The 21,421-nt window shown below is 70.4% G+C and carries 23 protein-coding genes; 19 read left to right on the top strand and 4 right to left on the bottom strand.

Features of this window, described 5'->3' with window-relative positions:
• From EXE58_RS18590 to EXE58_RS18575, 4 genes are read left to right on the top strand one after another with little or no spacing between them, the layout of a single operon-like run.
• On the top strand, positions 1–1,599 hold the full coding sequence (locus EXE58_RS18590; protein ID WP_135269218.1) for an FAD-dependent oxidoreductase: 1,599 nt from the start codon (positions 1–3) through the stop codon (positions 1,597–1,599).
• A gap of 18 nt (positions 1,600–1,617) precedes the next feature.
• The gene (locus tag EXE58_RS18585; protein ID WP_135269708.1) at positions 1,618–2,307 is read left to right on the top strand and encodes a TetR/AcrR family transcriptional regulator; all 690 of its coding nucleotides are present in this window, start codon (positions 1,618–1,620) and stop codon (positions 2,305–2,307) included.
• Positions 2,308–2,317: 10 nt separating this feature from the next.
• A complete protein-coding gene (locus EXE58_RS18580) occupies positions 2,318–2,830 on the top strand; it encodes an HIT family protein (protein WP_135269217.1) in 513 nt (170 codons plus the stop codon).
• A 1-nt stretch (position 2,831) separates the two neighbouring features.
• Positions 2,832–3,194 carry a DUF2568 domain-containing protein gene (locus EXE58_RS18575; RefSeq protein WP_135269216.1) on the top strand — a complete coding sequence of 121 codons (363 nt, stop codon included), beginning with the start codon at positions 2,832–2,834 and terminating at the stop codon, positions 3,192–3,194.
• Here the strand turns inward: EXE58_RS18575 and EXE58_RS18570 are convergent.
• Both EXE58_RS18570 and EXE58_RS20365 read right to left on the bottom strand, forming a co-directional pair.
• Positions 3,172–4,287 carry a N(5)-(carboxyethyl)ornithine synthase gene (locus EXE58_RS18570; RefSeq protein ID WP_135269215.1) on the bottom strand — a complete coding sequence of 372 codons (1,116 nt, stop codon included), beginning with the start codon at positions 4,285–4,287 and terminating at the stop codon, positions 3,172–3,174. The two genes, EXE58_RS18575 and EXE58_RS18570, sit on opposite strands and share 23 nt — an antisense overlap.
• On the bottom strand, positions 4,284–4,418 hold the full coding sequence (locus EXE58_RS20365) for a hypothetical protein (protein ID WP_279638253.1): 135 nt from the start codon (positions 4,416–4,418) through the stop codon (positions 4,284–4,286). The genes EXE58_RS18570 and EXE58_RS20365 overlap by 4 nt, the downstream gene beginning before the upstream one ends.
• Positions 4,419–4,522: 104 nt before the next feature.
• Here EXE58_RS20365 and EXE58_RS18565 point away from each other — a divergent pair, with 104 nt between their 5' ends.
• The 3 genes from EXE58_RS18565 to pdxS all read left to right on the top strand — a co-directional run bounded on the left by EXE58_RS18565 (position 4,523) and on the right by pdxS (position 6,899).
• A complete protein-coding gene (locus EXE58_RS18565; RefSeq protein ID WP_135269214.1) occupies positions 4,523–5,287 on the top strand; it encodes an inositol monophosphatase family protein in 765 nt (254 codons plus the stop codon).
• A gap of 95 nt (positions 5,288–5,382) precedes the next feature.
• Positions 5,383–6,003 (top strand): phosphatidylinositol phosphate synthase, encoded by a 621-nt coding sequence (pgsA, locus tag EXE58_RS18560; RefSeq protein ID WP_135269213.1) that lies wholly within the window; start codon positions 5,383–5,385, stop codon positions 6,001–6,003.
• On the top strand, positions 6,000–6,899 hold the full coding sequence (gene pdxS, locus EXE58_RS18555; protein WP_135269212.1) for a pyridoxal 5'-phosphate synthase lyase subunit PdxS: 900 nt from the start codon (positions 6,000–6,002) through the stop codon (positions 6,897–6,899). The genes pgsA and pdxS overlap by 4 nt, the downstream gene beginning before the upstream one ends.
• Position 6,900: 1 nt before the next feature.
• Here pdxS and EXE58_RS18550 read toward each other — a convergent pair whose 3' ends face one another.
• Complete coding sequence (locus tag EXE58_RS18550; RefSeq protein ID WP_135269211.1) at positions 6,901–7,917, bottom strand: nitronate monooxygenase; 1,017 nt, start codon at positions 7,915–7,917, stop codon at positions 6,901–6,903.
• Between the two features lie 67 nt (positions 7,918–7,984).
• On the opposite strand from EXE58_RS18550, the gene pdxT reads away from it, so the two are divergent.
• The 8 genes from pdxT (at position 7,985) to EXE58_RS18510 (ending at position 15,002) form a co-directional block, all read left to right on the top strand.
• Entirely contained in the window at positions 7,985–8,590 is a 606-nt protein-coding gene (gene pdxT / locus EXE58_RS18545; protein ID WP_135269210.1) for a pyridoxal 5'-phosphate synthase glutaminase subunit PdxT, read from the top strand.
• 48 nt (positions 8,591–8,638) lie between these two features.
• On the top strand, positions 8,639–9,412 hold the full coding sequence (locus EXE58_RS18540) for a YebC/PmpR family DNA-binding transcriptional regulator (RefSeq protein WP_135269209.1): 774 nt from the start codon (positions 8,639–8,641) through the stop codon (positions 9,410–9,412).
• Positions 9,413–9,541: 129 nt separating this feature from the next.
• Positions 9,542–10,093, top strand: coding sequence for a crossover junction endodeoxyribonuclease RuvC (ruvC, locus tag EXE58_RS18535; protein WP_135269707.1), 552 nt, complete (start codon positions 9,542–9,544; stop codon positions 10,091–10,093).
• Positions 10,090–10,692, top strand: a complete 603-nt coding sequence (ruvA, locus tag EXE58_RS18530) for a Holliday junction branch migration protein RuvA (protein WP_135269208.1) — start codon at positions 10,090–10,092, stop codon at positions 10,690–10,692. The genes ruvC and ruvA overlap by 4 nt, the downstream gene beginning before the upstream one ends.
• Before the next feature lie 75 nt (positions 10,693–10,767).
• Positions 10,768–11,802 carry a Holliday junction branch migration DNA helicase RuvB gene (gene ruvB, locus EXE58_RS18525; protein ID WP_244242554.1) on the top strand — a complete coding sequence of 345 codons (1,035 nt, stop codon included), beginning with the start codon at positions 10,768–10,770 and terminating at the stop codon, positions 11,800–11,802.
• Between the two features lie 16 nt (positions 11,803–11,818).
• Complete coding sequence (gene yajC / locus EXE58_RS18520) at positions 11,819–12,133, top strand: preprotein translocase subunit YajC (protein WP_135269207.1); 315 nt, start codon at positions 11,819–11,821, stop codon at positions 12,131–12,133.
• Positions 12,130–12,678, top strand: a complete 549-nt coding sequence (locus EXE58_RS18515) for an adenine phosphoribosyltransferase (RefSeq protein WP_135269206.1) — start codon at positions 12,130–12,132, stop codon at positions 12,676–12,678. Before yajC ends, EXE58_RS18515 begins: the two co-directional genes overlap by 4 nt.
• A 92-nt stretch (positions 12,679–12,770) precedes the next feature.
• Entirely contained in the window at positions 12,771–15,002 is a 2,232-nt protein-coding gene (locus EXE58_RS18510) for a RelA/SpoT family protein (protein WP_135269705.1), read from the top strand.
• 26 nt (positions 15,003–15,028) lie between these two features.
• Here EXE58_RS18510 and EXE58_RS18505 read toward each other — a convergent pair whose 3' ends face one another.
• Positions 15,029–16,309: a DUF349 domain-containing protein gene (locus tag EXE58_RS18505; RefSeq protein ID WP_135269205.1), complete on the bottom strand. Its 1,281-nt coding sequence runs from the start codon at positions 16,307–16,309 to the stop codon at positions 15,029–15,031.
• An 83-nt stretch (positions 16,310–16,392) separates the two neighbouring features.
• On the opposite strand from EXE58_RS18505, the gene EXE58_RS18500 reads away from it, so the two are divergent.
• The 4 genes from EXE58_RS18500 to EXE58_RS18485 all read left to right on the top strand — a co-directional run bounded on the left by EXE58_RS18500 (position 16,393) and on the right by EXE58_RS18485 (position 21,386).
• Complete coding sequence (locus tag EXE58_RS18500; protein WP_135269204.1) at positions 16,393–17,073, top strand: MBL fold metallo-hydrolase; 681 nt, start codon at positions 16,393–16,395, stop codon at positions 17,071–17,073.
• A gap of 1 nt (position 17,074) precedes the next feature.
• Positions 17,075–18,436 carry a histidine--tRNA ligase gene (hisS, locus tag EXE58_RS18495; protein ID WP_135269203.1) on the top strand — a complete coding sequence of 454 codons (1,362 nt, stop codon included), beginning with the start codon at positions 17,075–17,077 and terminating at the stop codon, positions 18,434–18,436.
• A complete protein-coding gene (aspS, locus tag EXE58_RS18490; protein ID WP_135269202.1) occupies positions 18,433–20,226 on the top strand; it encodes an aspartate--tRNA ligase in 1,794 nt (597 codons plus the stop codon). The genes hisS and aspS overlap by 4 nt, the downstream gene beginning before the upstream one ends.
• 155 nt (positions 20,227–20,381) lie before the next feature.
• On the top strand, positions 20,382–21,386 hold the full coding sequence (locus tag EXE58_RS18485; protein WP_135269201.1) for an ABC transporter permease: 1,005 nt from the start codon (positions 20,382–20,384) through the stop codon (positions 21,384–21,386).
• Positions 21,387–21,421 lie beyond the last annotated feature (35 nt).

Here is a 21,421-nt window from a genome sequence, read left to right as displayed (position 1 = left end):
ATGGCCTACGTCGTCACACAAGCGTGCTGCGCCGACGCCTCCTGCGTCGTCGCCTGCCCGGTCAACTGCATCCACCCCACGCCTGGCGAGCCCGGCTTCGCCGAGGCAGAGATGCTCTACATCGACCCGAAGTCCTGCGTGGGCTGCGGCGCCTGCGTCACGGCCTGTCCGGTGGGTGCGATCAAGCCCGAGTCGCGCCTGACGCCCGAGGAGCAGCCGTTCTCCGTCCTCAACGCCGCCTACTACGACGAGTACTCCCACGCCGACCGGACGCCGCTGGCCCTGGTGCCGCCCCAGCGACGCCTGGTCGACCCGCGTCCTGTCCGGGTCGCGGTCGTCGGGGCCGGGCCGGCGGGTCTCTACGCCGCCGACGAGCTGCTCCGGCACCCCGAGGTGAGCGTCGACGTCCTCGATCGTCTCCCCACCCCTTACGGCCTCCTGCGCGCCGGAGTCGCTCCTGACCACCACCACACCAAGGGCGCCGAGAAGCTGTTCCGTGCCATCGAGGAGCAGCCCGGCTTCCGCTACCTGCTGGGCGTCGAGGTCGGTCGCGACCTCACCCACGCCGAGCTGGCCGAGCACTACGACGCGGTGATCACATGCGTGGGCGCTGCTGCCGACAAGCGCCTCGGCGTCGACGGCGAGACCCTGCCCGGCTCCCTCTCCGCCACCGAGCTGGTCGCCTGGTACAACGGCCACCCCGAGCGGCAGGACCTCGACGTGCCGCTCGACCACGAACGCGCCGTCGTCATCGGGACCGGCAACGTCGCCCTCGACGTGGCCAGGATCCTCACCGCCGACCCGGAGGCGCTCGCCCGCACCGACATCGCGTCCGGTCCCCTGGACGCGCTCGCGGCGAGCGACGTGCGGGAGGTCGTCGTGCTCGGTCGTCGGGGTCCGGACGACGCGGCCTTCACCCTGCCCGAGCTCGTCGGGCTCGCCGGTCTGCCCGACGTCGACGTGCTCCTCGACCCCGGGGGCGCCGACATCACGGCGACGGGGGAGAGGGGCCGGCTGCTCCGCGACCTGGCGAGCCGCGAGCGCCGTCCGGGCCGCCGCGCGATCATCCTTCGCTTCCACACCCAGCCCGTCGCCGTGCTGGGGGAGACCCGCGTGGAAGGGCTCGCCGTCCGGGGCACCCACCCGACGCTGACCGGGGCCGAGACGCTCGACACCGGGCTGGTCCTGCGTGCCATCGGCTACCACGGCAAGCCCGTGCCGGGGCTGCCGTACGACGACGTGGCCGGCACCGTCCCCAACGACCGTGGCCGGGTCGAGCCGGGAAGCTATGTCGCGGGGTGGATCAAGCGCGGTCCGACGGGCTTCATCGGCACCAACAAGTCCTGCGCCCAGGAGACGGTCACCCAGCTCCTCGACGACCTCGACGCCGGGCTGGTCCCGGTGCCGCCTCGACGTGGGGAGGACCTTCGCGAGCGTCTCGCTGACCGAGGCGTCGACCCCATCGACCTGGCCGGCTGGCGTGCGATCGACCGCCAGGAGAAGCACAGGGGCGCGATCTCGGGGCGGAGTCGTGCCAAGATCGTGGCGCTCGACGAGCTTCGAGCCGCGGCGACCAGTAGTCTCCGCGAGACCGTGTAGCCGAACGTGCGGAGGGTGATGAGCGTCGACGGCCGCCAGGCCCGCTGGGAGCAGCACAACCTGGAGCGACGTCGCGTGATCCTGACTGCCGCCATCGAGGTCATCGAGGAGACGGCGCCGGGCCACGAGGTCAACGTGGCCGCCATCGCGGAGCGGGCCGGGGTCGGCCGCACGGTGATCTACCGCCACTTCACCGACCGCTCCGAGCTCGACCGCGAGATCCGGGTCGCGATCCTCGACGACGTGTGGGCGCGGCTGCTCCCGGCGCTCTCGCTCGAGGGCAGCATCCTGCAGATCATCGAGCGGGTGGTCGCCGAGTACGTCGGCTGGGCAGCCGAGCACCCTGCGCTGCACCGCGTCGCGGGCGCCGCCGAGGCCGACGACGACAACCCCCTCGAGCAGGGGCTCTCCATGATCGCCGGCCGGGTCGCCGAGCTCATCGAGACCGCTGTCGACCTCCTGCGCCTCGACCTGACCGGCGAGCAGCGAGCGGCCCTGGACCCCTTGGCGCACGGCCTCGTGGGTGCGGTGTTCGGAGCGGTCCGACGCTGGCTCTCCCGCCCCGTGCCGGAGCCGAGCGCCGAGGTGCTGGTCCAGCTGACGACCGCCTCGGTGTGGTACCTCCTGCACGGCCACGCGCGAGCCCTCGGCGTTGACCTGAAGGCCGGCCAGCCCATCGAGGAGCTGCTGGCCAGCGCCCTCCAGTAGCGTCTCTCCCATGACCGAGCAGCGGGGCGTGGGGGGCGGCGACAGCCTCGAGCGGATCTGGACGCCCCACCGGATGGCCTACGTCCGCACCGCCTTCGGCGACGAGGGCTGCCCCTTCTGCGCGATCCCGGACCATCCCGACGAGGAGTCCCTCGTGGTCGCCCGTGGCAGGTGCACCTACGCCGTGCTCAACCTCCACCCCTACAACCCCGGGCACCTGATGGTCCTGCCCTACCGTCACGTCGCCGACCTCGCGGACCTCACTCCCGAGGAGTCGGCGGAGCTGATGGCCATGACCCAGCAGGCGCTGCGTGCGATCCGCTCGGTGGCCGAGCCGCACGCCTTCAACGTGGGCCTCAACCTCGGACGCTCCGCAGGCGGGTCGTTGGCCGACCACCTGCACCAGCACGTCGTGCCCCGCTGGACCGGCGACGCCAACTTCATCACCGTCGTCGGCGGCACCAAGACGCTGCCCCAGCTGCTCAGCGACACGCGCGACCTCCTCGCGGACGCCTGGCGCTGACGTGCCTGCTGCCCTCGGCTGGACCGTGCTGGCGCTCGTCTTCGTGGACGAGGTGCTGGCGGTGTGGGCGCTCGCCCACGTCGGGGGTCACCTGGGTGGCTGGCCGGTCGGGCTCCTCCTGGCGGTGTCCGCGGTCGCCGTGTGGTGGATGTTCGCCTCGCCCAAGGCGCCGTGGGGCGGGCCGATCGTGAGGCCGGTGGTCAAGGTCGTGGTGTTCGGCTCGGCGGTCGTCGGGCTGTTCTGGACAGGGCACCAGGCGGTCGGCGTGGCCCTGCTGGTCTTCTCGGTGGTGGTCAACGCCCTTGCCATGCTCCCGTCGGTGGCGCAGCTCGCGGAGTCCGCTAGCGACCCTGGAAGGCCGTGATGGCCGGATTGACGATCCGGCCGTCCCGGATCTCGATCGCCCTCGAGATGGTCTCGTTGCCCGCCCACGCTCCTGGGCCCGCCATGACCGTCTCGACGAACGGCATGAGCGCCTCGCTGTTCTCCCACGTCGCGGAGTTCCACAGGTAGGACGGGCTGTGGTCCACCGCGTAGTAGTGGACGCGGTCCTCGACGGTGAACATCGGGTCGTCGAAGGATGTCGGCACGGCCCACTCGAAGCCCATGCCCTCGTCGCACGACACGTCCACGATGAGGCTGCCCTGGCGGAACGACGCGACGTCGGCGGTCTGGAGGTAGGTCAGGGGGGCCGAGGGGTCCTGCAGCGTGCAGTTCACGACGATGTCGTTCTCGGCGAGGTACGGCGCCAGCGGCACGCGGCCGCGCTCGGTGACGACGTGGCTGACACCGGGATCGTCGGGGTCGTGGTCGAACTGGCGGATCCGCACCGAGTGGATCGGTGAGCCCACGGCCGCCACCCCGCGGTTCGTGAGCACGGCGACCTCGCTGACCCCGTGGGCGTTCAACGCCGTGACGGCGCCGCGGGCGGTGGCCCCGAAGCCGATCACCACCGCGCTCAACCGACGTCCGTAGTCGCCGGTGATGCCGACGAGCTCCATGGCCTGCAGCACCGAGCAGTAGCCCGCGAGCTCGTTGTTCTTGTGGAAGACGTGGAGGCCCACGTGGCCGTCGGTGGTCCAGTGGTTCATGACCTCGAAGGCGATCAACGTCAGCTTCCGGTCGATCGCCAGCTGGGTCATCTCCCGGTCCTGCACGCAGTGCGGCCACCCCCACAGGACCTGCCCGGCGTGCATGCGCGCGACGTCCTCGTGCTGCGGCTTGGGCAGCACCACCACGTCGGACCCGGAGATGATCTCCTCCCGGGAGGCGAACCCGGCCACGTGCGGAGCGAGATCGGCATCGCTGCGGCCGAACCGCTCGCCGTACCCGTGCTCGAGCGTGACCCGTGACGCGACTGCCGGATCGAGCCGGTCCAGGTGGTCGGGGTGGAGCGGCAGCCGGTGCTCGTTCTCCTTGGTGGACGTGCCGACGATGCCGAGACTGAGGAGGGTCACTTCTTCTTGCTGCCCAAGGTCTCCGCGGTGGAGCTGGTTCCGGCCGCCTTCGCGTGCTTCTCGGCCCGCTTCTCCTTGATGGACTTTGCGGACTTCTTGGTCATGCTCTGGCGCGGCGACTTGTCGCTCATGATGCTCCCTGCTCGAGAGCCTGAATGGCTCTGTTGTTCCACGGTACGCCGCCCGTCCACCCGCGCTTCGTCGGCGCGAGCGTCGGCATCGCTAGGGTTCGCTCGTGGACGACGCCCTGCTGGCCCGGGAACTGGTGCGCGAGGCGGGCGCCCTGGCGGCCCGGATCCGGGCGGAGGGCCTCGACGTGACGCGGAAGACCAGTGGCTCCGACATCGTCACCCAGGCCGACACCGCCGCCGAGCGTCTGATCGTCGAGAGGCTGGCCGCCGAGCGGCCCGACGACGCGGTCGTAGGGGAGGAGGGGGCCGCCAAGGACGGCACCAGCGGCCGTACCTGGGTGATCGACCCGGTCGACGGCACCTACAACTTCTCCCGGGGCAGTGACTGGTGGTGCAGTGCCCTCGCTCTCCGGGACGAGGACGACGTGCTGCTCGGGGCGGTCTACCACCCGGCCTCCCAGCGCACCTGGGTCGGCGGTCCCGACCTGCCCAGCACGTGCGACGGCGAGCCAGTCGCGCCGTTGCCCGACACCCCGCGCGAGGAGCGCTGTGCCGCCACCTACCTCCACCCGCCGTTCTTCGAGGGGGAGGTGGGCAGGGTGTTCAGCCTGGCGCTGCGCGAGGTCGGGACACTGCGGATGCTCGGCTCCGGCACCATGGACGCGATGGCGATCGCCATGGGCCAGGGCGACGTGCTGTTCCAGCACTCGGTCGCCGACTGGGACAGGCTGCCCGGGGCCGCGATCATCCGTGGCGCCGGCGGCGACTCGGTCGTCGTACCCGCGGCCGGCGTGGAGTGGACCGTGTCGGGAGCCTTGCGCGCCGTGGCCGACGTCTCCCGGGCCTTCGCCGAGTCGGCGCAAAGCTGACGCCGAGTCGGCGCAAGCCTGACGCCGAGTCGGCGCAAGCCTGACGCCGAGTCGGCGCGAACCTGATGCCGATTCGGCGGTAGCCTGCGGCCACCATGCTGGAACACATCCGCGGCCTCGTCACCGCGATCATCTCGCCCCTGGCCCGACTTCTCCTGCGCATCGGGGTGAGTCCCGATGCAGTCACCGTCCTCGGCACCGTCGCCACCTGCTCAGCGGCGCTCTGGTTCGCCCCGCGAGGACAGCTCATCGCTGCGGCCCTGGTGGTGACGGTCTTCGCGCTCTTCGACCTCCTCGACGGCACGATGGCGCGGTTGAGCAACCGTGTCAGCCCGTTCGGCGCGTTCCTCGACTCCACGCTCGACCGCATCGCCGACGCCGTCGTGTTCGGTGCGGTGGTCCTCTACTTCGGGGGCGAGGGCGACTCCACCTTCGGCGCCGCGATGGCGCTGCTGTGCCTGGTGACGGGGGTGACGACGTCCTACGCACGGGCTCGCGCGGAGTCCCTGGGGTTCAACGCCCGGGTCGGATTGATGGAGCGGGCCGACCGGCTCGTGGTCCTGGGCATCGCCGCGATCGCGGCCGAGCTGAGCGACGAACCGTTGGTCCTCGCGTGGGGCCTGGCCCTCCTCGGCGCACTGAGCGCCGTGACGCTCGTCCAGCGCATCTGGGCGGTGCGTGAGCAGGCCGCTGCGCGGAATACGATGGGTGCATGAGCGAGAACGCAGCACCGACCACCGGCACCTCCCGCGTCAAGCGCGGCATGGCAGAGATGCTGAAGGGCGGTGTGATCATGGACGTCGTCACCGCCGAGCAGGCCAAGATCGCCGAGGACGCCGGCGCTGTCGCGGTGATGGCTCTCGAGCGCGTCCCGGCAGACATCCGCGCCCAGGGCGGCGTCTCGCGGATGAGCGACCCCGACATGATCGACGGCATCATCGAGGCCGTCTCGATCCCGGTGATGGCCAAGGCCCGCATCGGTCACTTCGCCGAGGCGCAGGTCCTCCAGAGCCTGGGTGTCGACTACATCGACGAGTCCGAGGTCCTCACCCCGGCCGACTACGCCCACCACATCGACAAGTGGCAGTTCACCGTCCCGTTCGTGTGCGGGGCGACCAACCTCGGCGAGGCGCTGCGTCGCATCACCGAGGGCGCGGCCATGATCCGCAGCAAGGGCGAGGCCGGCACCGGTGACGTGTCCAACGCCGTCACCCACATGCGCACCATCCGGGGCGAGCTCAACCGTCTCCACGGCCTCGCGGAGGACGAGCTCTACGTCGCTGCCAAGGAGCTCCAGGCGCCCTACGACCTGGTCAAGGAGGTCGCGGCGAGCGGCAAGCTCCCCGTGGTCCTCTTCACCGCGGGCGGCATCGCAACGCCCGCCGACGCGGCGATGATGATGCAGCTCGGTGCCGAGGGCGTCTTCGTCGGCTCCGGGATCTTCAAGTCCGGCAACCCGGCCCAGCGGGCCGAGGCGATCGTCAAGGCCACCACGTTCTTCGACGATCCCGACATGGTCGCCAAGGTCAGCCGTGGGCTGGGCGAGGCGATGGTCGGCATCAACGTCGACGACATCCCGCAGCCGCACCGCCTCTCCGAGCGCGGCTGGTAGCTCACGGCCAGAGAGCCGCGACGACGTCCCTGGCCGGCCGACGTGCTGCCGCGGCGTGACCGCTCCCTGCCCACAGGGCCATGGCGTCGGGGTCGCCGGCCGTTGCCGCCGCTTGCCTGACGGGCTGGGTCGTGTGCTGCACGTGGGGGTACGCCGACGGCGCGTGACCATCGTGGTCGGCGACGAAGGCGTTGCGCAGGGCTCGAGCGGGGCGCCCCGTGAAGGCCCGGGTGACGACCGTCCCGGGGAAGCGGCCTGAGGTGAGGGCGTCCCGGTGTGCGGTGCTCGAGCCGGCCTCGTCCGCCGCGACGAAGAGGGTCCCGACCGCGACTGCCGCGGCGCCGGCGTCCAGCAGTCGTCGTACGTCGTCGCGCCCGGCGACGCCCCCGGCGGCGATCACCGGGAGTCCCGTCGTCGACACGGCCGAGAGGACGTCGTCGGTGGAGTCCTCGTTGGGCTCGTCGGAGACGTGCCAGGTGCCTCGGTGCCCGCCCGCCGACGCTCCCTGGGCGACGAGGAAGTCAGCCCCGAGGGCGACCGCCTGGTGGGCCTCGTGGAGGCTGGTGACAGTGAATCCGACGGCGGTGCCGACCCCCTGCAGGTCGCGCACCACCGTCTCCGGCACGGGTCCGAAGGTGAACGTGACAGCATCGACAGGCTCGGCGACGAGGTACGCCACCTTGGCGTCGAAGTGGAATTCGTCGTGGCGGGGATCACCCGGCTCCACGCCGTGCTTCCGGGCCGTCGCGGCGATCTCGGCGGCGTAGGCGACCAGCTGGCTCGCCAGCTCGGCGGAGCGGTCGGGCTGGGGGCTGAACAGGTTGAGCGCCACGGGGGCATCGACGAGCGTGCGGTAGGCCGCCACCTCGGCCCGGAGCGAGGCCGGGGCGAGGAAGGCCGCGGCTAGGAAGCCGATACCCCCGCTCGCGGAGGCCGCCGCCGCGAGCTCGGGCGTGCTGACACCGGCCATCGGGGCGGCGACGACGGGGTTGGGGCGGGAGAGGATCGACAGCGCCATCCAGCCAGACTAGGGGCCTCTCCGGGGCAGGCGAGAGGCCGGCGGTCGAGGCCCCTACGATGCGGGCATGCCTTCGCCCGTCATCGGGGTGCTCGCCCTCCAGGGTGACGTCCGCGAGCACCTCGGGGCGCTCACTTCCCTCGGCGTCGAGGCGGTCGGCGTACGACGTCGCGCAGAGCTGGCGCGATGCGATGGGCTGGTCGTGCCGGGCGGGGAGTCCACGACCATGGTGAAGCTGGCGAAGATCTTCGAGCTGTTCGAGCCGGTCCGCGAGCGGATCGCCGAGGGGATGCCGGCCTTCGGCACGTGCGCGGGGATGATCATGCTTGCCGACCGGATCGAGGACGGCGCCGCGGGGCAGGAGACGTTCGGTGGGCTCGACATCACCGTCCGGAGGAACGCCTTCGGGCGCCAGGTCGACTCCTTCGAGGAGGACCTGCACGTCGCCGGGCTCGAGGAGCCGGTGCGTGCCGTCTTCATCCGGGCGCCCTGGGTGGAGTCGGTCGGGCCGGACGTCGAGACACTGGCTCGCGTCGAGGGCGGCGCGGCCGACGGTAGGATCGTGGCCGTGCGCCAGGGTGCCCTGATGGCGACCTCGTTCCACCCGGAGGTCGGTGGTGACACCCGGATCCACCGCCTGTTCGTGGACCTTGTCCGCGGGGCCCGACCCTGACGTCGTACTGAAACCACCAGACCAGCCGCCAGCACGGAAGAGGGACGCATGTCAGGCCACTCCAAGTGGGCGACCACGAAGCACAAGAAGGCCGCGATCGACGCCAAGCGCGGCAAGCTCTTCGCCAAGCTCATCAAGAACATCGAGGTCGCGGCGAAGCAGGGCGGTGGCGACCCCGCCGGCAACCCGACGCTCTTCGACGCCATCCAGAAGGCGAAGAAGTCCTCGGTCCCCAACAAGAACATCGACTCGGCGGTCAAGCGAGGCTCCGGGGCGGAGTCCGGCGGCGTCGACTACGAGACGATCTCCTACGAGGTCTACGGACCGCAGGGAGTGGCCATCCTCATCGAGTGCCTGACGGACAACCGCAACCGGGCCGCCATGGAGGTCCGGACCGCTGTCACCCGCAACGGCGGCACGATGGCCGATCCCGGTTCGGTCTCCCGTCTGTTCGACCGCAAGGGCATCGTCGTGGTCACCAAGGCACAGGAGTCACGCGAGGTGACCGAGGACGACCTGCTCGAGGCCACCCTCGACGCGGGGGCCGAGGAGGTCACCGATCTCGACGAGGCGTTCCAGGTCCAGTCCGAGGCGACTGACGTCGTCGCCGTCCGCACGGCGCTTCAGGAGGCCGGCATCGACTACGACTCCGCCGACGTCGAGTTCGTGGCCAGCATGGAGATCCCGGTCGACGCCGACGCCGCCGCCAAGGTGCTTCGCCTGGTCGACGCCCTCGAGGACCTCGACGACGTGCAGGACGTCTTCACCAACGTCGACATCCCCGCCGAGGTCATGGCCGAGCTCGAGGCCGCGGACGCCTGAGGTCTGGCATCGGGCGCACGAGAGGTGCGCCGCCCGCGTGTCGTACGACGACGCGGCGGCCGTCCGGTTAGCCTACGAACAGATGTTCGGACGACGGCGTTCGGATGCGCCATGCCGGGAGGTCAGCAGATGCGGGTGCTCGGGATCGATCCCGGCCTGACGCGCTGCGGGGTCGGGGTGGTGGAGGGCTCGGTCGGTCGGCCCCTCACCATGATCGACGTGGGCGTGATCCGCACCAGCGCGCACCTCCCGATCGCCGAACGACTCGTGACCATCGAGCGCGGCATCGACGCGTGGCTCGACGAGCACCAGCCCGAGGCGGTGGCGGTGGAGCGCGTGTTCGCGCGGTCCGACTCCAGCACGATCATGGGCACCGCCCAGGCCAGCGGGATCGCCCTGGTCGCGGCGGCACGTCGTGGCCTGCCGATCGCCATGCACACCCCGAGCGAGGTCAAGGCCGCCGTCACGGGGAGCGGTCGCGCCGACAAGGCGCAGGTGGGTGCGATGGTCACCCGGATCCTGCGGCTCGACGCGCCCCCCAAGCCGGCGGATGCCGCCGACGCCCTCGCCCTGGCGATCACGCACGTGTGGCGCGGCGGAGCGGCAGCCCGGATCGAAGCAGCACGTGCCGACGCCGCTGTGCGGAGCGCCGGCCAGAGGAAGGTGGTGAGGACCCGATGATCGCGTTCGTGCGTGGCGAGGTCGCTGCGTTGACCCTCTCCAGCGCCGTCCTGGAGGTGGGTGGAGTCGGCCTGGAGCTGATGTGCACCCCCGGGACGCTCGCGACCCTGCGCCCCGGCCAGCAGGCGACGCTCCCCACCAGCATGGTGGTGCGCGAGGACTCCCTGACGATCTTCGGCTTCCTCGACGAAGACGAGAAGCAGGTGTTCGAGATCGTCCAGACCGCCTCGGGTGTCGGTCCCAAGGTCGCCCAGGCGATCGTCGCCGTGATGACCCCCGACGACGTGCGCCGAGCCATCACCACCGAGGACGTCAAGGCCCTGACCAGGGTCCCGGGCATCGGTCAGAAGGGTGCCCAGCGCATCATCCTCGAGCTCAAGGACCGGATCGGTCCGCCCGTCGGCGTGGCCGCCGGCGCTCCGGCCGTCCATGCCGGCGGTGCACCGTGGCGCGACCAGGTCCACCAGGGCCTGGTTGGCCTGGGATGGTCGACCAAGGAGGCCGAGAAGGCCGTCGAGGCGGTGGCCCCAGAAGCAGGGGAGAGCCCCGATGTCGGTGCCCTGCTCCGCAGCGCCCTCCGAGCCCTCAGCAAGGCCTGATCCGTGAACTGGGACGACGACGCCCCCGACACGGACGTGACGGACGCCCGCCTCGACGACGCCGAGGAGGCGCACCTGCGGCGGCTGACAGACGCCGAGGCCGACGGCGACGAGCGTGCCGTCGAGGCTGCGCTGCGCCCCAAACGCCTCGACGAGGTGGTGGGACAGGCACGCGTGCGCGACCAGCTCGGGCTCGTGCTCGAGGCCGCCCGCAGGCGTGAGCGGGCCCCCGACCACGTGCTGCTGTCGGGTCCGCCCGGGCTCGGCAAGACCACCCTGGCCATGATCATCGCCGCCGAGATGAGCACCCCGTTGCGGCTGACCAGCGGTCCGGCGATCACGCACGCCGGTGACCTTGCCGCCATCCTCTCCGGCCTCAACGACGGCGACGTCCTCTTCGTCGACGAGATCCACCGGATGTCACGGCCGGCGGAGGAGATGCTCTACATGGCGATGGAGGACTTCCGGGTCGACGTCATCATCGGCAAGGGGCCCGGCGCCACCGCCATCCCGTTGGAGATCCCGCCGTTCACCCTCGTCGGCGCCACCACCCGGGCGGGTCTGCTGCCGGGCCCGCTGCGCGACAGGTTCGGGTTCACCGCCCACCTTGAGTTCTATGAGCCCGCCGACCTCGACCTGATCGTGCACCGCTCGGCGGGGCTCCTCGGCGTCGAGCTCACCCCAGAGGGCTCGGCCGAGATCGCGTCGCGCTCCCGCGGCACGCCGCGGATCGCCAACCGGTTGCTGCGCCGGGTCCGCGACTACGCCCAGGTGCGTGCCGGCGGCGTGGTGACGTTGCCGGTGGCCCAGGCTGCGCTCGACATGTTCGAGGTCGACGAGTCCGGACTCGACCGGCTCGACCGTGCCGTCCTCGACGTGCTCTGCCGTCGGTTCGGGGGTGGACCGGTGGGCGCCTCCACGCTGGCGGTCGCCGTGGGGGAGGAGCGCGAGACGGTCGAGGAGGTGGCCGAGCCCTTCCTCGTGCGTCAGGGCATGCTCGCGCGCACTCCGCGCGGGCGGGTCGCGACGCCCGCGGCGTGGCTGCACCTGGGGTTGTCCGTCCCGTCGGCACCCGCTGCCGGGGACTCCACGCTGTTCGACGAGGCCTGACCCCTATCCTCGACCCATGGGTGACCTCGCTGCCTTCCTGCCGTTGCTGGCCATCGCCGTCCTGTTCTGGTTGATCGTGATCCGCCCTGCCTCCCGAAGGCAGAAGGAGACCCTGCGCATGCAGGCCGACCTCCAGGTGGGCCAGCGGGTCATGCTGGCCTCGGGCATCTTCGGGACGATCGTGTCCCTCACCGACGACCGCGCCACGCTCTCGATCGCCTCAGGGGTGGAGGTCGAGGTGGTGCGGGCTGCCATCTCGGGTGTCGAGGCAGAGCTCAGCGAGGAATCCTCCGCCGACCACCACGGCGGCCGGCCGGACGACCCGGCATGAGCGACCGTCGTACTGCCCGGGAGGCGCTCGAGAGGCTCATCGTCGACGTGCCGGAGTGGCCGCAGCCGGGCGTCGTCTTCAAGGACATCACTCCCGTGCTGGCCGACCACGACGCGTTCACCGCAGTCGTCCAGGCGCTGGCAGCGCCAGGTCGTGACGCCTCCGGTGCAGTGGTCGTCGACAAGGTCGTGGGGATGGAGGCCCGTGGCTTCATCCTCGCTGCGCCCGTGGCGCTGACCCTGGGCGTCGGGTTCGTCCCCGTCCGCAAGGCCGGCAAGCTGCCGCGGGAGACGCACTCGGTCACCTACTCCCTCGAGTACGGCGAGGCCACCCTCGAGCTCCACCGTGATGCCGTCGAGCCGGGCGAGCGTGTGCTCCTCGTCGATGACGTGCTCGCCACCGGCGGCACCGTGGCGGCCACTCGCCAGCTCGTCGAGGCGTCGGGCGCGGAGTGCGTCGGCGTGTCGGTGCTGATGGAGCTCGGCTTCCTCGACCCGCGGTCCACGACGGCTGACCTGCCGGTGTCGACGTTGCTGACTCTCTGAGCGGGGCCGCTCACTACACTGGGTCAATGCCACAGGAGCACGTTCCCGCCACCGAAGGCGGTCGTCCGGACGTCCCCCTGTCTGCCCGCAGCATGAGAGCGCGGCTGGCGCGCATCGGCACCAAGCCGCCGTCGTCCAACCCGGTGCTCGAGCCGCTGTTCCGTGCGGTGCGCGCCAACCACCCGAAGGCCGACCTGGCCCTCCTGGCACGCGCCTACGAGGTCGCCGACCGCTTCCACGCGTCCCAGATGCGCAAGAGCGGTGACCCCTACATCACCCACCCGCTCGCGGTGACGACGATCCTGGCCGACATCGGCATGACCGAGCCGACCCTGGTCGCGGCCCTCCTCCACGACACCGTCGAGGACACGCCCTACTCCCTCGAGGAGCTGCGCGCCGACTTCGGCGACGAGGTGGCCGAGCTGGTCGACGGCGTCACCAAGCTCGACAAGGTGCAGTATGGCGACTCGGCCCAGGCCGAGACCATCCGCAAGATGATCGTGGCGATGTCGCGCGACATCCGGGTCCTGGTCATCAAGCTCGCCGACCGACTCCACAACATGCGCACGCTGCGCTACCTCAAGGCGGAGACCCAGGAGCGCAAGGCCCGCGAGACCCTCGACATCTACGCACCGCTGGCCCACCGGCTCGGCATGAACACCCTGAAGTGGGAGCTGGAGGACCTCGCGTTCGCGACCCTCCATCCCAAGATCTACGACGAGATCGTGCGGATGGTGGCCGAGCGGGCGCCCTCGCGCGACCAGTTCCTCGCGGAGGTGATCGCCGAGGTCGAGCAGGACCTCAAGGGTGCGCGCCTCAAGGCCAAGGTCACCGGGCGACCCAAGCACTACTACTCGATCTACCAGAAGATGATCGTGGGCGGCCGCGAGTTCAGCGACATCTACGACCTCGTGGCGATCCGCATCCTGGTCGAGGAGGACCGCGAGTGCTACAGCGCGCTCGGCGTGATCCACGCGCGGTGGAACCCCGTGCTGGGGCGGTTCAAGGACTACGTCGCCATGCCGAAGTTCAACATGTACCAGTCGCTCCACACCACCGTCATCGGGCCACAGGGCAAGGCCGTCGAGGTCCAGATCCGCACCTTCGCCATGCACCGCCGTGCCGAGTACGGCGTCGCCGCCCACTGGAAGTACAAGGAGGCCGCCAAGGCCGGCGACGACACTGACCGGCTCGGTGACAGGGACGACCTCACGTGGCTGCGCCAGCTGCTCGAATGGCAGAGCGAGGTCGAGGACCCGGGAGAGTTCCTCGAGTCACTGCGCTTCGAGATGAACCAGGCGCAGGTCTACGTGTTCACCCCGGCGGGCGACGTGATCGGGCTGCCGGTGGGCGCCACCCCGGTCGACTTCGCCTACGCCGTCCACACCGAGGTCGGCCACCACACGATCGGCGCCCGCGTCAACGGACGCCTCGTGCCCCTGGAGTCGACGCTCGACAACAGCGACGTCGTCGAGGTCTTCACGTCCAAGGCGCCGACGGCCGGTCCCTCCCGCGACTGGCTCAACTTCGTGCAGTCCCCGCGCGCCCGCTCCAAGATCCGCCAGTGGTTCACCAAGGAGCGGCGTGAGGAGGCCATTGAGCGCGGCAAGGACCAGATCGCCAAGCTCATGCGCAAGGAGGGGCTGCCGCTCAAGCGCCTGATGAACCACGAGGTGCTCTCGCTCGTCGCGGCCCACTTCCACCACGCCGACGTCTCGGCCCTCTACGCAGCGGTGGGCGAGGGCAACCTCAGCGCCCAGGCCGTCGTACGCCGCGTGCTCGCTGTCCACGGCGGGGAGCACGGAGCCGCCGAGGACCTCGCCGAGGGCGTCACCATCACGGGCCGCAAGCGCGAGTCGAAGCGCGCCTCCACCTCCGACAGCGGCGTCATCGTCAAGGGTGTCGACGACGTGTGGGTCAAGGTCGCCAAGTGCTGCACCCCGGTGCCGCCCGATGCGATCCTGGGTTTCGTCACCAAGGGCGGCGGCGTCTCGGTCCACCGACAGACCTGCACCAACGCCGAGAGCCTCCGCAACCAGCCTGAGCGCCTCGTGCACGTCGAGTGGGCCCCCACCTCGCAGTCCACCTTCCTGGTCAACATCCAGGTCGAGGCGCTCGACCGCGCCCGGCTCCTCTCGGACATCACCATGGCGCTCTCCGACGCCCACGTGAACATCCTGAGCGCGACCCTCTCCACGACTCGTGACCGGGTCGCCAAGAGCCGGTTCACGTTCGAGATGGCCGATGCCGCCCACCTCGACGGCGTGCTGGCCTCGGTGCGCAACGTGCCGGGCGTCTTCGACGCCTATCGGGTCACGAGCTAGCCGCGTCGCGAGCCAGCCCCACCGGCTCAGCCTGAGAACTCCTGGGCAGCCTGACGGGCCATCTCCAGGAAGGCCTGCTTGCTGGCCAGCGACTCCTCGAGCTGCTTGACGCGCTTGTCGTCGCCGGCGGCGCGCGCCTTGTCGAGCTTGGCCTGCTCGTCGGCGATGCCGTCCTCGAGCTTGCCGACCAGGTCGTCGGCGCGCGCGGACTTCTCGGGGTCGGTACGGCGCCACTTCTCGTCCTCGAGCCCGCGGATCGCCTGCTCGACCTTGCGCATGCGGCCCTCGAGCTCCTTCATGCGGTCGCGCGGGACCTTGCCGGCTGCGTCCCACTTGTCGGCGAGCTCGCGGTAGCGCTTCTTGACTCCGTCGAGGTCAGGGTCGGGACCCTCGAGCCGGGGGAGGAGCGCCTCCGCCTCGACGAGGATGGCCTCCTTGGCCTCGGCGTTGGCGCTGAACTCTCGGTCGAGCTCGGCGTTGGCGGTGTCGCGAGCACCGAAGAAGGTGTCCTGGGCGGCGCGGAAGCGCTGCCAGAGCAGCTCGTCGACGTCTCGCGGCGCGGGGCCGGCTGCCTTCCACTCACGCATCAGGTCGCGGTAGCGACCCGCGGTCGGGCCCCACTCGGTGGAGGTGGAGAGAGCCTCGGCGTCCTTGACCAGCCGCTCCTTGATCGCGCGGGCGCTGTCGCGACGCTCGTGCTCGTCGGCGAAGTGGGCCTTGCGACGGCGCGTGTAGGCGGTCCGAGCGGTGGAGAAGCGCCTCCACAGCGCGTCGTCGGTGGACTTGTCGAGACGGGGCAGCGCCTTCCACCGGTCGAGCAGGTCACGCAGGCGGTTTGCGCCGTTGCGCCAGTCGTTGCTCTCGGCGAGCTTCTCGGCCTCGGCGACCAGCTTCTCCTTCTCGCCCTTGGACTCCGCGGCCCGCTGGGCGCGTTCCTCCTTGCGCGCCGAGCGCTGGACCGCGATCACGGGGGTGAGTGCGTCGAGGCGTGCGGCGAGCGCCGTGAGGTCGCCGACGGCGTGCGCCTCGACGACCTCCTGGCGCAACGACTTGACCGAGGACAGTGCCTCGTCAGGGTTGAGCTTGCCCGTGGAGATGCGCTGCTCGAGCAGGTGGACCTTGCCCTCGAGGTCGTCGTAGCGCTTGGAGAAGAACGCGAGCGCCTCTTCAGGGCTGCCCTCGGGATACTGGCCCACGGCACGCTCGCCGTCGTGGGTGCGGACATAGACGGTGCCGTCCTCGGCCACGCGTCCCCAAGGGGTCACCTCGGGGGTCGTGGAGTCGTCGGACTGCTTGTCGGCGCTCATGGTCGCCCATCGTAGTCATGGCCCGCTGCAGGCCTCGGTAGGCTGCACCTGCCCCACACTCACGATCCGAGGACTGACGCCACGTGTTCATTGCCGGCTTCCCCGCTGGACCCTGGGGGACCAACTGCTACGTCGTGGCCACGGGCGCCGGGAGCGAGTGCGTCGTCATCGACCCGGGCAAGGACGCGGCGGCCGGGGTCGACCAGGTGGTGCGTGAGCACAGGCTCAAGCCGGTGAGCGTGCTGGTGACGCACGGCCACGTCGACCACATGTGGTGCGTGGCGCCCGTCGCCGGCACCTACGACGCGACTGCCTGGATCCATCCGGCCGACCGCCACCTGCTGAGCGACCCCATGGCCGGGATGAGTCGTGAGACCACCGCGATGCTCCTCGGGGGCGACTACGAGTGGGCCGAGCCGGATGACGTGCAGGAGCTGAAGGACCTCCAGGAGATCGAACTGGCCGGGCTGCGCTTCGTCGTCGACCACACCCCGGGGCACACCGAGGGATCGGTCACCTTCCGCTCGCCCTACGAGGAGCAGGGGGTCTCCGAGCTGATGTTCTCGGGCGACCTGCTGTTCGCGGGCTCCATCGGCCGGACCGACCTGCCGGGCGGCGACCACCCGACGATGCTGCGCAGCCTGCGTGACAAGGTGCTGCCGCTCGCCGACGACATCGTGGTGCTGCCCGGCCACGGTGACCAGACCTCGATCGGTCGCGAACGCGCCACCAACCCCTACCTGCTCGACCTGATGGACTCCTGACATGTCACGAATCGCCCCGCTGAGCGGGTTTCCCGAGCTGCTGCCTGCGCAGCGGGTCGTCGAGCGCGAGATCATCGCGTCGTTGTCGCGCACCTTCGAGCTGCACGGCTTCGCCAACATCGAGACGCGGGTGGTCGAGCCGATCGATCGGCTCGCCAAGGGCGGCGAGGTCGACAAGGAGATCTACGTCCTCCAGCGCCTCCACGCGGAGTCCGGCGCCACGCCGGAGCTCGGCATGCACTTCGACCTCACCGTCCCCTTCGCGCGCTACGTCCTCGAGCACGCCGGGAAGCTGGAGTTCCCGTTCCGGCGCTTCCAGATCCAGCCGGCCTGGCGTGGCGAGCGACCCCAGGAGGGCCGCTACCGGCAGTTCACCCAGGCCGACATCGACATCGTCGGCAACGGCGAGCTGGCGTTCCACCACGACGTCGAGGTCATGCGCGTCATGGTCGAGGCCCTCGACGCCCTCCCGCTCCCGCCGGTGTCGTTCCAGTTCAACAACCGCAAGCTGATCCAGGGGTTCTACCGTGGCCTGGGCATCGCCGACGTCACGACGGCCATCCGGATGATCGACAAGCTCGACAAGCTGCCGCCGGGCGACGTGGCCGAGCTCCTGGTCGAGCAGGCGGGGGCGACCCCCGAGCAGGCAGCGACCTGCCTGGAGCTCGCGACGATCCGTGTCGCGGACACCTCGTTCGTCGAGCGAGTGCGCGCCCTCGGAGTGCGCGACGACCTGCTCGAGACGGGCCTGGCCGAGCTGGCCGCGGTGATCGAGGGATGTGCCTCGGCGACCAGCGACCGGGTCAGCGTCGAGGCCAACCTGCGCATCGCCCGCGGCCTCGACTACTACACCGGCACCGTCGTCGAGATCTTCATGTCCGGCTACGAGCGGCTGAAGTCCGTGGGCGGCGGCGGCCGGTACGACGCGCTCGCCTCCGACGGCAAGACCACCTACCCCGGCGTCGGCGTGTCCTTCGGCGTCTCCCGCACGCTCATTCCGCTGATCGCAGACGGCCTCCTCACCGGGAGCCGGCCCGTCCCCAGCGCCGTGCTGGTGGCGGTGGGCGACGAGGAGTCGCGGTCCGCCAGCGTCGAGGTCGCAACTGCGTTGCGCCGACGCGGCATCCCCTGTGAACTGTCCGCCAACGCCGCGAAGTTCGGCAAGCAGATCCGCTACGCCGAGCGGCGCGGGATCCCGTTCGTCTGGTTCGGACGGCCCGACGACGAGACCGGCGAGATCCGGCACCAGGTCAAGGACATCCGCACCGGCGAGCAGGTGGACGCAGACCCGACCACCTGGACCCCGCCGCAGGAAGACCTGCGGCCCCGCACCCTCACCACCACCCACGAGGAGAACCAGTGATCCGCACCCATGACGCCGGCGCCCTGCGCGCCGAGCACGTCGGCCAGACCGTCACCCTCGCCGGGTGGGTGGCGCGGCGTCGCGATCACGGGGGAGTGGCCTTCCTCGACCTGCGCGAGGCCAGCGGCGTCGTCCAGGTCGTGGTTCGCGACGAGGAGGTGGCCCACACCCTGCGCAGCGAGTACTGCCTCAAGATCACCGGAGAGGTCGTCGCTCGCAAGGCCGGCAACGAGAACCCCAACCTCGACACCGGCGAGATCGAGGTCGTGGCGAACTCCGTGGAGGTCCTCAGTGCATCTGCACCGCTGCCGTTCCCGATCGACGACGCCGCCGGTCACAAGGGTGGCGACGTGGGGGAGGAGGCTCGGCTCAAGCACCGCTACCTCGACCTGCGCCGCAGCGGCCCCAACGCCGCCCTGCGGCTGCGCAGCCGGATCAACAAGGCGGCCCGCGACGTGCTGGACGCGCAGGGCTTCGTCGAGGTCGAGACACCGACGCTGACCCGCTCCACGCCCGAGGGTGCGCGCGACTTCCTGGTCCCGGCTCGGCTGGCACCCGGGAGCTGGTACGCCCTTCCCCAGAGCCCCCAGCTCTTCAAGCAGCTGCTCATGGTCGCTGGGATGGAGCGCTACTACCAGATCGCGCGGTGCTACCGCGACGAGGACTTCCGAGCCGACCGCCAGCCCGAGTTCACCCAGCTCGACATCGAGATGAGCTTCGTGGACCAGGAGGACGTCATCGCCCTCATGGAGGACGTCCTGGCAGCCATGTGGGCGCAGATCGGTCACGAGATCCCTCGCCCCATCCCGCGGATGACCTACGCCGAGGCGATGGCGAGGTACGGCTCCGACAAGCCTGACCTGCGCATGGGCCTCGAGCTCGTCGAGTGCACCGACTACTTCAAGGACACCCCCTTCCGCGTCTTCCAGGCGCCCTACGTCGGAGCCGTCGTGATGCCCGGCGGCGGCAGCCAGCCGCGCCGCCAGTTCGACGCCTGGCAGGAGTGGGCCAAGCAGCGCGGCGCCAAGGGCCTGGCCTACGTGACGATCGGCGAGGACGGCGAGCTCGGCGGTCCGGTCGCCAAGAACCTCACCGACGACGAGCGCGCGGGACTCGCGGCCCACGTCGGTGCGGCGCCCGGGGACTGCGTGTTCTTCGCGGCCGGCGCGCCCAAGAGCAGTCGTGCCCTCCTGGGCTCTGCTCGGCTCGAGATCGGACGACGGGGTGACATGCTCGACGACTCGGTCTTCGCGTTCACCTGGGTCGTCGACGCGCCCCTCTTCGAGCCGAGCTCGGATGCTGTGGCCAGCGGCGACGTCGCCGTGGGTGCCGGCGCATGGACGGCCGTGCACCACGCCTTCACCAGCCCCAAGCCCGAGTTCCTCGACACCTTCGACACCGACCCCGGCAGCGCCCTGGCCTTCGCCTACGACATCGTCTGCAACGGCAACGAGCTCGGGGGTGGATCGATCCGAATCCATCGCGAGGACGTCCAGAAGCGGGTCTTCGCCGTGATGGGCCTCAGCGAGGCGGAGGCCGAGGAGAAGTTCGGCTTCCTGCTCGAGGCGTTCAAGTACGGCGCCCCGCCGCACGGGGGCATCGCGGTCGGCATGGACCGCATCGTCGCGCTGCTGGCCGGCACCGACTCGATCCGCGACGTGATCGCCTTCCCGAAGTCCGGAGGGGGCTACGACCCGCTCACCGCGGCGCCCGCCCCGATCACCGCTCAGCAGCGCAAGGAAGCCGGGGTCGACGCGCCTGCGGCGAAAGATCTCACGGCGTCGGACTGAGGCGCCCGCACGATTGTCGGACACTTCGGGGCTTCGCCGTGTCCAGATCGTTACCCGTCGGTGATCGTTCATGAGGTGCGGGTCACATAGAGTCGCACCGGCGCTGGCCTTGGGGCAGCAGCTGATCGGACCGACAGGAAGCGTGAGACAGATACATGACTGCGGGCACAGAACTCGAGAGCCACTTCGCCGCCGGCGGCGAGGAGCCTGTCGCCGCTGACGACAACAAGGTCGTGAGCAAGTCTCCGGGCCAGCTGGCCCGGGCCCGCTTCTTGAAGGACAAGCTCTCCATGTTCTCGCTGATCGTGGTGACGCTGTTCTTCCTCGCGGCGATCGCTGCGCCGATCCTGGTGAAGGTCGGCTTCCTAGACCCACGCACGCCCAACCAGGACCTCCTCAACGAGTTCCAGCTCCCCATCGGCAAGTGGGGAGGCATCTCCAGCGACCACTGGCTCGGCGTCGAGCCGGGCATCGGTCGCGATGTCCTCTCCCGTGTCTGGTACGGCCTCTCCTTCTCCCTGGCGATCGCCATCACCGCGACCCTGATCGCGGTGTTCATCGGCGTGACGCTCGGCATCATCTCCGGCGCGTCCGGCGGTTGGGTCGACGCCATCATCGGTCGCGTGATCGACCTGACCCTCGCCTTCCCGCAGACGCTGATGCTGCTCGCCCTGTCGGCCGTGGCGTTCGCCTTCATCTCCGAGGTGCTGGGCGTCCCGGAGGGTGATCCGACCAGAGCGTTCTACGTCGTGGCCGTGCTGGGTCTCTTCGGCTGGACCGGTGTCGCCCGCATCGTGCGAGGCCAGGTCCTCACGCTGCGCGAGCGGGAGTTCGTGGCCGCGTCCAAGATGATGGGCGCCTCGAAGTTCCGCCTCTACTTCCGCGAGATCCTTCCCAACCTGTGGGCCCCGATCCTGGTGACCTTCACCCTGATCATGCCGGCCTTCGTCTCGGCGGAGGCGGCGCTCGCCTACCTCGGCGTGAGCATCAACCCGCCGACCCCCACCCTCGGCAACGTGCTCTTCAACTCGCTCACCTATGCCGACACCGACTTCGTCTTCTTCTTCGTCCCCGCGCTGTTGATCGCCACGATCGTGGTCTGCTTCAACCTGCTGGGCGACGGAATCCGCGACGCTCTGGACCCGAAGGGTCACTCGTGAGCCGAGTCGCTCCTGCTTCCCACCATCCACACAAG

Source organism: Nocardioides seonyuensis (genome assembly GCF_004683965.1).
Classification (GTDB): Bacteria; Actinomycetota; Actinomycetes; order Propionibacteriales; family Nocardioidaceae; genus Nocardioides; species Nocardioides seonyuensis.
This window is presented reverse-complemented; position numbering and strand designations above follow the sequence as displayed.